Source organism: Micromonospora tarensis, from assembly GCF_016803395.1.
In the GTDB taxonomy this organism is placed as follows: domain Bacteria; phylum Actinomycetota; class Actinomycetes; order Mycobacteriales; family Micromonosporaceae; genus Micromonospora; species Micromonospora tarensis.
In genome coordinates this window covers 1-9,337 of the sequence record NZ_JAEVHL010000252.1, presented here as the reverse complement: position 1 = coordinate 9,337, position 9,337 = coordinate 1, and the positions used below count along the sequence as shown (strand labels likewise).

At 74.0% G+C, this 9,337-nt stretch carries 10 protein-coding genes and 2 pseudogenes; 11 read left to right on the top strand and 1 reads right to left on the bottom strand.

The window, feature by feature from the left end; genetic code table 11:
• From JM949_RS30135 to JM949_RS30100, 8 genes and pseudogenes are all read left to right on the top strand, one after another.
• Positions 1 to 468: glycosyltransferase (locus JM949_RS30135; RefSeq protein ID WP_203151521.1), on the top strand; the 468-nt coding region annotated here is incomplete at its 5' end.
• A pseudogene (locus JM949_RS30130) lies at positions 465 to 1,280 on the top strand (class I SAM-dependent methyltransferase). The gene JM949_RS30135 and the pseudogene JM949_RS30130, both read left to right, overlap by 4 nt.
• Positions 1,281 to 1,343: 63 nt before the next feature.
• The gene (locus tag JM949_RS30125) at positions 1,344 to 2,282 is read left to right on the top strand and encodes a lysylphosphatidylglycerol synthase transmembrane domain-containing protein (protein ID WP_203151520.1); all 939 of its coding nucleotides are present in this window, start codon (positions 1,344 to 1,346) and stop codon (positions 2,280 to 2,282) included.
• 58 nt (positions 2,283 to 2,340) lie between these two features.
• Positions 2,341 to 2,988 (top strand): GTP cyclohydrolase II, encoded by a 648-nt coding sequence (locus JM949_RS30120; RefSeq protein ID WP_203151519.1) that lies wholly within the window; start codon positions 2,341 to 2,343, stop codon positions 2,986 to 2,988.
• Positions 2,985 to 3,710, top strand: a complete 726-nt coding sequence (locus tag JM949_RS30115; RefSeq protein WP_203151518.1) for a RibD family protein — start codon at positions 2,985 to 2,987, stop codon at positions 3,708 to 3,710. The genes JM949_RS30120 and JM949_RS30115 overlap by 4 nt, the downstream gene beginning before the upstream one ends.
• A 426-nt stretch (positions 3,711 to 4,136) precedes the next feature.
• Positions 4,137 to 4,739, top strand: a complete 603-nt coding sequence (locus tag JM949_RS30110) for a TetR/AcrR family transcriptional regulator C-terminal domain-containing protein (protein ID WP_203151517.1) — start codon at positions 4,137 to 4,139, stop codon at positions 4,737 to 4,739.
• The gene (locus JM949_RS30105) at positions 4,714 to 5,166 is read left to right on the top strand and encodes a GNAT family N-acetyltransferase (protein WP_309232394.1); all 453 of its coding nucleotides are present in this window, start codon (positions 4,714 to 4,716) and stop codon (positions 5,164 to 5,166) included. The genes JM949_RS30110 and JM949_RS30105 overlap by 26 nt, the downstream gene beginning before the upstream one ends.
• 43 nt (positions 5,167 to 5,209) lie before the next feature.
• Entirely contained in the window at positions 5,210 to 5,782 is a 573-nt protein-coding gene (locus tag JM949_RS30100; protein WP_203151515.1) for a nucleosidase, read from the top strand.
• A gap of 10 nt (positions 5,783 to 5,792) precedes the next feature.
• On the opposite strand, the gene JM949_RS30095 is transcribed toward JM949_RS30100, so the two are convergent.
• The gene (locus JM949_RS30095) at positions 5,793 to 6,980 is read right to left on the bottom strand and encodes a low temperature requirement protein A (protein WP_203151514.1); all 1,188 of its coding nucleotides are present in this window, start codon (positions 6,978 to 6,980) and stop codon (positions 5,793 to 5,795) included.
• On the opposite strand from JM949_RS30095, the gene JM949_RS40025 reads away from it, so the two are divergent.
• From JM949_RS40025 to JM949_RS30085, 3 genes and pseudogenes are all read left to right on the top strand, one after another.
• On the top strand, positions 6,979 to 7,440 hold the full coding sequence (locus JM949_RS40025; RefSeq protein ID WP_407664850.1) for an alpha-lytic protease prodomain-containing protein: 462 nt from the start codon (positions 6,979 to 6,981) through the stop codon (positions 7,438 to 7,440). The two genes, JM949_RS30095 and JM949_RS40025, sit on opposite strands and share 2 nt — an antisense overlap.
• A gap of 55 nt (positions 7,441 to 7,495) precedes the next feature.
• Complete coding sequence (locus tag JM949_RS38000; RefSeq protein ID WP_309232393.1) at positions 7,496 to 8,008, top strand: S1 family peptidase; 513 nt, start codon at positions 7,496 to 7,498, stop codon at positions 8,006 to 8,008.
• Between the two features lie 84 nt (positions 8,009 to 8,092).
• Positions 8,093 to 9,117: pseudogene (locus JM949_RS30085) on the top strand (sugar kinase).
• Positions 9,118 to 9,337 lie beyond the last annotated feature (220 nt).

The following is a 9,337-nucleotide window of genomic DNA, read 5'->3' as shown; positions in this document are numbered from 1 at the left end:
CGCTGGTCTGCGCCGGCACCCCTGTCCCGGGAGCCCGACCTGGTCCACCGGCTGCGCGACCGGCTCGCCGGCGCGGGCCTCGCCGACCGGGTCCGGCTGGCCGGTCCGCTGACCGGCGCGGCCCTCGACGCCGCGTACGCCGCCGCCGACCTGCTCGTGCTGCCGTCCAGAGGCGAGACGTACGGCATGGTCGTCACCGAGGCGCTGGCCCGCGGCCTGCCGGTGCTGAGCACCCGGGTGGGCGGCGTGCCGGAGGCGCTCGGCCGAACCCCCGATGGTGAGCTGCCGGGAGTGCTTGTCGCACCCGACGACCCGGCCGCCCTGGCCGGCGCGCTGAGCTGGTGGTTGGGCGACGACGAGCTGCGGGCCCGGCTGCGGCGGGCCGCCCTCGCCCGGCGGGACACCCTGACCGACTGGCCGGTGACCACCGCGCTGCTGGCCGCCGTGCTGAAGGAGGTGGCGGGATGACCGTCGAGGAGACAGTGCCGTTCGCCGAGTGGCTGCGCCTGCGCGAGCCGGCCGACGCGGCGGCCCGCGCCGAGGACCTGCTGGACGTTCTCCGCCCCCGGCTGACCGGTGCCGCCCCGACGGTGATCCACGACCTGGGCAGCGGCACCGGCTCGATGGGTCGCTGGCTGGCCGCCAGGCTGCCCGGCCCGCAGCACTGGGTGCTGCACGACCGGGACGCCGACCTGCTGGCCCGCGCCGCCGAGGGCATGACCGGGGTGCGGCGCCGACGGCGCGCCGGTCACCGTGCGCACCCACCGCGGGGACCTCACCCGGCTGACCGCCGCCGACCTCGCCGACGGTGCCCTGGTCACCGCGTCGGCACTGCTGGACATGCTGACCGTGGAGGAGGTCGAACGGGTGGTGGCCGCCTGCCTCGGCCGGCCCGCCCTCTTCGCCATCTCGGTGACCGGGCGGGCCCGGCTCACCCCGGCCGACCCGCTCGACGAGGCTGTCGACGCCGCGTTCAACGACCATCAGCGCCGTACCGTCGACGGCCGGCGACTGCTCGGCCCGGACGCCGTCGCCGCCACCGCCGCCGCGTTCGCCAGGCACGGCGTCGAGGTGCGGGAGCGGCCCAGCCCGTGGCTGCTCGGCCCGGAGCAGGCCGAGCTGGCCGCGGAGTGGTTCCGCGGCTGGCTCGGGGCGCCTGCGAACAGCGCCCGGAGCTGGCCGGCCCGGCCGAGGCGTACGCCCGACGTCGGTTGGCTGACGCGACGGCCGGCCGACTCACCGTGCGGGTCGAGCACACCGACCTCCTCGCCGGCGGATGAACCGTTCCCACCCTGGGTACGTGCACTAGGGCAAATGGACGATCTTCGAGGAGGCCGGCGTCGATGTTCTGGGCCTGGGCACGAGTGGTCGGCGGGGTGGGTCTGCTCGCCGTCCTGCTGTGGCAGGTGGGCAGTGGCCCCTTCCTCGCCGGGGTACGACTGATCGACGCGCCCGCGTTGGCGGCGGCGCTGGTCATCGGGGTGCTCACCACGGTCTGCGCGGCGTGGCGGTGGAGCCTGGTCGCCGGTGGTCTGGGGGTGCGGTTGCCACTGTGGACGGCCGTGGCGCACTGCTACCGGGCCGTGTTCCTCAACGCCACGCTGCCCGGCGGGATGCTGGGCGACGTGCACCGGGCGGTCCGCCACGGCCGCGACGCCGGTGACGTCAGCCGCGGCATCCGCGCGGTGGTCTGGGAGCGGGCCGCCGGGCAGGTGGTCCTGGTCGGGGTCGCGCTGGTGGTGCTCGCGGCCTTCCCGTCCCCGGTGCGGCCGTACCTCCCGCTGGCCGCCGCGCTGCTCGTCGCGGGCGGGCTGGTCGCGGTGCTGCTGGCCCGAACCGTGCCGGACGCGGGCCGCTCGCGCTGGGCGCGCGGGCTGCGTACCGCCGTGACGGACGTGCGGTCCGGGCTGCTGGCCCGGCGCACCTGGTTCGGTGTGCTGGTCGCCTCCGCCGTGATGGTCGCCGGTCACCTGGCCACCTTCCTGGTGGCGGCCCGCACCGCCGGATCGGACGCCCCACTGTCGCGGCTGCTGCCGTTGACCCTGCTCGCCCTGCTCGCCATGGGCCTGCCGCTGAACGTCGCCGGCTTCGGGCCCCGGGAGGGGGTGGCGGCGTGGGTGTTCGGCGCGGCCGGTCTCAGCGCGGCCGAGGGCGTCGCCACCGCCACTGTCTACGGTGCACTGGTGTTGGTGGCCAGCCTGCCCGGCGCGGCAGTGCTGCTGGCCCGGCGGCGTCGCATCCCGGTCGCCGCTCGGGAAGCCGCCTCCGGCGGCGGCTGTTGAGTCGGTAGTGAGACGGTACGCGCCACCGGACGTCGGTGGCGCCGGACGAAGGAGTCCCATGCCCGAAGCATTGCCGATTGCCACGATCCGCACGCAGGTCACCGTGCCGCTGAGATTTCCCGACGGCTACGCCACGGTCGCGCGGGTGTTCTCGTTCAAGGGCCTAATGGACGGTCGGGAGCACCTCGCCTTCGGTCTCGGCGACTGGGCGGGCGCGCTGGACCGGCTCGCCGTGGGAGGCGAGGCCCCGCTGGTCCGCCCGCACAGTGAGTGCCTGACCGGCGACGTGTTCGGCAGCCAGCGGTGTGACTGCGGGCCGCAGCTGCGCGAGGCGGTGCAACGGATCACCGAGGCCGGAGGTTTCCTGCTCTACCTGCGCCAGGAGGGCCGTGGCATCGGCCTCTACGCCAAGCTCGACGCGTACGCGTTGCAGGACGCCGGGTTGGACACCTACCAGGCCAACGTCGCGCTGGGCCGGGGTGAGGACGAGCGGGACTACAGCGCCGCCGCGCAGATGCTGGCCACGCTGGGCGTACCGCGGATCCGGCTGCTGAGCAGCAACCCGGACAAGGCCGAGCAGTTGACCCGGCTGGGCGTGGAGATCGCCGAACGGGTGCCCACAAGCGTCTTCCTCTCGCCGGCCAACGCCGACTACCTCGCGGCGAAGGCCTCGAAGGCGGCGGAGGCGGCGGAGAGCGCGCAATGAGCTGCCGGCCGGAGACGACGCGGCCGTACGTGCTGCTGAGCTGTGCCACCTCGATCGACGGGTACATCGACGACGCCTCCGAGCAGCGGTTGCTGCTGTCCAACGAGGACGACCTGGACCGGGTCGACGCGGTCCGGGCCAGTTGCGACGCGATCCTGGTCGGTGCCGGCACGGTCCGCCGTGACGATCCCCGGCTGCTGGTGCGCGCCCCCAGCCGCCGGGCCGCCCGGGTGGCGGCCGGCCGGCCCGCCTCGCCCACCAAGGTCACAGTGACCGGCCGGGGTGACCTCGACCCGACCGCCCGGTTCTTCACCGCCGGTGATCCGGCCCGGCTCGTCTACTGCGCCACCGGGGCGCTGGAGAAGACCCGGGAACGGATCGGGCGGCTGGCCATTGTGGTCGACGCGGGTGAACCGGTCGATCCCGGATGGCTCCTCGCCGACCTGGCCGGACGGGGCGTGCGGCGGTTGATGGTCGAGGGCGGCGGTACGGTGCACGCCCAGTTCCTCGCGGCCGGTCTCGCCGACGAGTTGCACCTGGTGATCGCCCCGTTCTTCGTCGGTGACGGTCGAGCGCCCCGGTTCGTCGGTGAGGGCAGCTTCCCCTGGCATCCGGGCCGTCGTGCGCACCTGGCCGAGGCCCGTCAGATCGGCGACGTGGTGCTGCTGCGCTACGCGCTCTCCAGCCGCTTCCCGGATGTCGCCGACCCCGAGCCGTCCTGAGGAGTCCGGGGGCGGTGGCCGCTGTGCCCCGGGGGTGGAGTGCGGACGACGGCAGACGCGGCTGCGTTGGCGAGGAGCAGGTCTCTGCGACTGGGCGGATTCATGTCTTTGATCCTGTCGTCGCTGCCAGACGGCGTGCAGTACTTTCGGCACACGATGGGCCGGGACGAGAGTGGAGGTGGCTGTGCTCACCGCCCGGTGTGTCGAGTGTGCGGGCGAGTTGCCGGTCGGCGCCGGCCGAGGACGCCCCCGCCGCTACTGCTCTCGGGGCTGTCAGGCCCGTGCGTACCGCCGACGCCGTGACCACGGTCCCACCACCCCGGGCCCCGCCCCCGAGCTGCCCGCGCCCACCGGCGGTGATCCCCGGGAGTGGCTGATCGGCCTCGGGGTCGAGCTGGCGGACTCCGGCGCCTGGCGGCTGTCTCCATGCTGCTGCTCGCGCACCGCGCCGCCATGCCCGCGCACGCCGTGTACCGGCACGTGCGCAACCGGACCGATCTGCTCAGCGCGATGGCCGAGCGGGTGACAGCCGTCCGCGCGCCCGGCGACCCGGCCCTGCCGCCCGGCCCCCGGGCGCAGCTCGAACGGCTGGCCGGGGACGAGTGGCGGTTGTACCGTCGGCACCCCTGGCTGCTGGCCGTCCTCGCCACCGACCGGCCACCGACCGGGCCGGCCGTGCTCGCCACGGTCGACCGGGTCGTGGCGACGTTCACCAGCGCCGGGTACGACCCGGCCGAGGCGTTCCGCGCCTACCTGGCGCTCAGCGGCTACATCCAGGGCATGGCCCTGCTGATCGGGCGCGATCCCGTCGACATCCCGTACCACGCCTGGTGGTCGGCGACCCGCGACCGGTTGGAGCGCACCCACCGCACCCGTGGCCGGCAGTGGTTGGCCGCCGCCGGTCAGACCCGCCTCGACACCGACCTCGACAACTGGTTCCGGTTCGGCCTGCGCGCGCTGCTCGACGGCCTGTTGGCGAACCCCGCTCGCTATGGTGGCGGGCGTGCCGAAACTGGTGAAGATCACTGAACACAACGTCGAGGACGCGTGCCGGCTGACCGTCCGACCGGAGCAGGAGAAGTATTCGTCTCCGGTCGCCTGGTCCCTCGCCGAGGCGTACGCGCAGCCCGAGGTCGCCTGGCCACGTCTGATCCTCGAGGGTGACGAGATCGTCGGCTTCCTGATGGGTTTCTTCGACATCGAGTGGGACCGACCGGACGATCTGCGCTCCGGCCTGTGGCGGCTGAACATCGCCGCCGACCAGCAGGGGCGGGGGTACGGCCGCTTCGCGGTGGACGCCGTCCGCGCGGAGGCTCGCCGACGGGGGCACGACCGCGTCTACACCACCTGGGAGTCCGGGGCGGATGGTCCGGAGGAGTTCTACCTCAAGCTCGGGTTCCGCCCGACCGGGGAGACCAGCGGAGGTCAGGTCGTCGCCGTTCGCCCCGCCCACTGAGACGTGCCTGCCGCCGCACCGACGGCGCTCGTACGATGCTCCGGTGAATCTTCGGGGTACGGTCCGCGCCGATCGTCCGTTGGTGGTGCTCGCCGTCGGGGAGGAGGCCCGCTACCTGCCGCCCGAGCTGCCGGTGCTGCTCACCGGCATGGGCAAGGTGAACGCCGCCAGCGCGGTGGCGGCGGTGCTGGCCGCCGGTCCGCGCCCGTCCCTGCTGCTCAATCTGGGCACCGCCGGGGCGTTGCGCCCGGGGTGGGTGGGCATCCACGAGGTGGCCACCGTGCTCCAGCACGACCTGGACACCGACCTGCTGCGCACGCTCACCGGCGAGACCTACGGGGCGCCGCTGTCGCTGGCCGCCGAGGGCGCGGTGCTGGCCACCGGCGACACATTCGTGGCCGACGACGTCGCGCGGGACCGGTTGGCGCGGCGCGCCGACCTGGTCGACATGGAGGGGTACGCGGTGGCCTGGGCCGCCGCGCAGGCCGGTGTGCCGTGCCGGCTGGTCAAGCAGGTCAGCGACGAGGCGGGCGACGGCGCGGCGCGGACCTGGCGGGATTCGGTGGACGCCTGCGCCCGGGACCTCGCCGACTGGGCCGGTCGGCACCTCGCCTGACCGTCGAGGGTCATCCAGTGGGCGGTCGCGGTCCGAGCCCACGCCGGGTTTCCCGACGGCCGCCCCTGGGGAACAGCACGTGCACGCCGAGCGCGAGGGCCACAATCGCGGTGACCAGCACTGGTGACCAGCCGCCGGCCCAGGGCAGCAGCAGCAGGGGGAGCAGTTGCGACGCCACTCGCCCCCATGGCACGCGGCCGGACAGCAGATAGGCGAACAGTGCCCGGCCGAGCACGAACACCAGCGGTCCACCGATGATCAGTACCAGCCACCGCACCGGTGTCGTTCCGGTCGGTCGGTTGACAACAAGGTCGAAGGAGGCCGCCGTGACGAGCACGCCGACCAGTATTACCAGATGGGTGTACGGAGCGATCCGGGAGGACCGGCCGGGCAGTGACACGGCCGCGGTTTCGCGCAACTCGCCGGCCCGATAGACGTAGATCTGCCACAGCAGCAGCATGATGGCGAACGCGCAGAGCAGGGCGATGATTCTGAGGCGGTCGAACTCGCTGCGGCTGAGTTCCAGGGTGGGCACCAGGATGATGTCGCCGAGGGCCAGGATGACGAACTGCTGGTACCGCTCGCCCAGGTGCGCGGTGGTCCGGTCGTACTGGTCGAGCGGCACCCGGCCGAGCCACGGTGTGGGGTAGCGCGCCGCCGCGGAGAGCAGGTCGATGGCGATCGCGGTGGTCCAGATCCACCACCGGCCGGTGTCGGACACGGCCCCGACGACCCAGAGGACGCCGGACACCAGGAACCAGAACAGGAACCGGGTGGCGCGCGCCATGGCCGAGCGGTGCTGCTGCCGGTACAACGTGCTGACCAGGACGATGCCGCGCACCACGTGGGTGCCGACGTAGGCGAGCGCGAAGGCCAGGGCCTGCGCTCCGGTGACCATCGGCAGCGAGGCCGCCATCCCGACCGAGCCGACCATGGCCACCATCAGGATGGTCTGGATGGGGCGTTGCTGCGGGTCGTAGAACTCGGTGGTGGTGGAGGTGACCGACCAGGTCCACCAGATGGCCGTCAGCATCAGCAGCACCGCCGCGCTCTGCGCCCAGGAGTTCCGGTCGGCGAGGAGCTTCGAGGTCTGCGCGAGCGCGGCCACGAAGACCACGTCGAAGAGGAGCTCCAGCAGCGTCGCCCGGGTCGACCCGTCCAGACGGCGTACCAGCGCCGCGCTGCCTCCGGTGGTCATGCCCGGCCTCCCGCCGTGTCTCCGAGGATTATCGGCGGCGCCGGCGCGGCCCGTCCCCGAATCGGCGATTCCCGCCGATCGGGGAAGAGGGCAGCCCGAGGTTGCCACGGTCTCGCGCGGCGGGCGATGCTTGCCGGCACCCATCGATCTCGGTCTCTGCGGAGGTTCGGATGCGCCGTTCCCCACTCGCCGCCCTCGTCCTGGCTGTCCTGCTGCTCGTCGCGCCCGGCGCGGCGCAGGCCGCCGTCCCCGACCGGGCCGCCGCGCCCGCCGCCGATCCGACGACCGCGCTGGCGCGGTACGCACCCCCGGCACCGCCTGGGGCTTCGACCCGGCCACCGGCCGGATGACCCTCACCGTCGACGACACAGTGGCCCCCGCCGAGCTGACCACCCTGCGGGCGGTGACCGACCGGGCCGCGTGCTGCTGCGCCGCGAGCCGGGAACGCTGCGCCCGCTGATCGCGGCCGGGCAGGGCATCTACGGCGCGGCGCGCGCTGCTCCCTCGGCGCGAACGTGCGCAGCGGCAGCACCTACTACGTGATCACCGCCGGGCACTGCACCAGCACCGCCAGCACCTGGTACGCCGACAGCGCCCAGAGCACCGTGCTCGGCACCCGCACCGCCACCAGCTACCCCACCAACGACTACGGCCTGATCCGCTACACGGGCCGGATCGCCCACCCGAGCGCGGTCTACACCTACCCCGGGCTGCTGACCATCTACGGCGCCGGCAACGCGTACATCGGCCAGGCGGTGTGTCGCAGTGGTGCCACCACCGGGGTGCGTTGCGGGACCGTCACCGGCCTCAACCAGACCGTCAACTACTCCACCGGCGTGATCTACGGCCTGATCCGCACCAACATCTGCGCCGAGCCGGGGGACAGCGGCGGCCCGCTCTACGTGGCCTCCACCGGCACCATCCTCGGCATCCTCTCCGGCGGCACCGGCAACTGCACCGCCGGCGGCACCACCTTCTACCAGCCGATCTCGGAGGTGCTGGCCGCGTACGGGCTGACGCTGCCCTGACCGGCGGCGCGACGGGTTGCCCGTCTCGCGCGCGACACCTAGGCTCGGCGGCGCCAAGGACCCCGCCGCGAGGACGTGTGCCCGATGCCGACCGACCCCCGACCCGACCAGGTGAGCGTCCCGACGGGCCGGCCGCCGGTCGAGGTGGCAGCGGTGGGGGAGACGATGGTGGTGCTCTGCCCGGCCCCGGGTGAGCCACTGGAGCACGCCGAACAGGTCGCCGTGTCGGTCGGCGGCGCGGAGTCCAACGTGGCCGGTTACCTGGCCCGCCTGGGACACCTGACGACCTGGGTGAGCCGGGTCGGCGACGACCCCTTCGGTCGGGCCGTCGTCCGGCACGTCGCCGCCACCGGCGTCCGGGTCGACCAGGTACTGGTGGACCCGGCCGCGCCCACCGGCCTCTACCTGAAGGACCCGGGCGCCGACGGGACCGCCGTGCACTACTACCGGGCCGGCTCGGCAGCCTCCCGGATGGACCCCGGCGCGCTGGCCGACCCCGGGCTGGCCGGTGCCCGGGTGCTGCACCTGTCCGGGATCACCGCGGCGCTCTCCGCCTCCTGCCGGGCCTTGGTCGAGCACGCGGTGGTCGACCGGCCCCTGGCGGGGGCGCTGGTCAGCTTCGACGTCAACCACCGGGCCCGGCTGTGGCCCGCCGAGCAGGCCGCCCCGGTGCTGCGCGACCTCGCCGACCGCTGCGACCTGGTCTTCGTCGGTCAGGACGAGGCGGAGACGCTGTGGGGCACCGCCGACCCGACAGCCGTACGCCGGCTGCTGCCCGGCCCGCGCACGGTGGTGGTCAAGGACGGCGCTGTCGGTGCCACCGCGCTGGGCCGGGACGCCGAACCGGTCTTCGTCGCCGCCCCCCGGGTGGCGGTGGTGGAGCCGGTCGGCGCGGCGACGCGTTCGCCGCCGGCTACCTGGCCGGGCTGCTGCGCGACCTCGACCCGGTGCGGCGGCTGCGCCTCGGTCACCTGGTCGCGGCGCAGGCGCTGACCAGCAGCGGCGACAACGCCCCGGTCCCGCCGTGGGCCTGGTTCGAGCGGCTGGTCACCGCGCCGGCCGACGCCTGGTCGCCGCTCGACCTGACCGATGGATGGCCGACGACCTGACGCGCCGTCGGCCTCGACCTGGCCACCAGCAAACAGTCACACCGCGACCTCGGATGGAGTGCACCATGACCACAGCGGACTTCGACCACATCTTCGGCGGTGCCCGGGTGATGGCGATCCTGCAGCGGCGACAACGCCCCGGTCCCGCCGTGGGCCTGGTTCGAGCGGCTGGTCACCGCGCCGGCCGACGCCTGGTCGCCGCTCGACCTGACCGATGGAT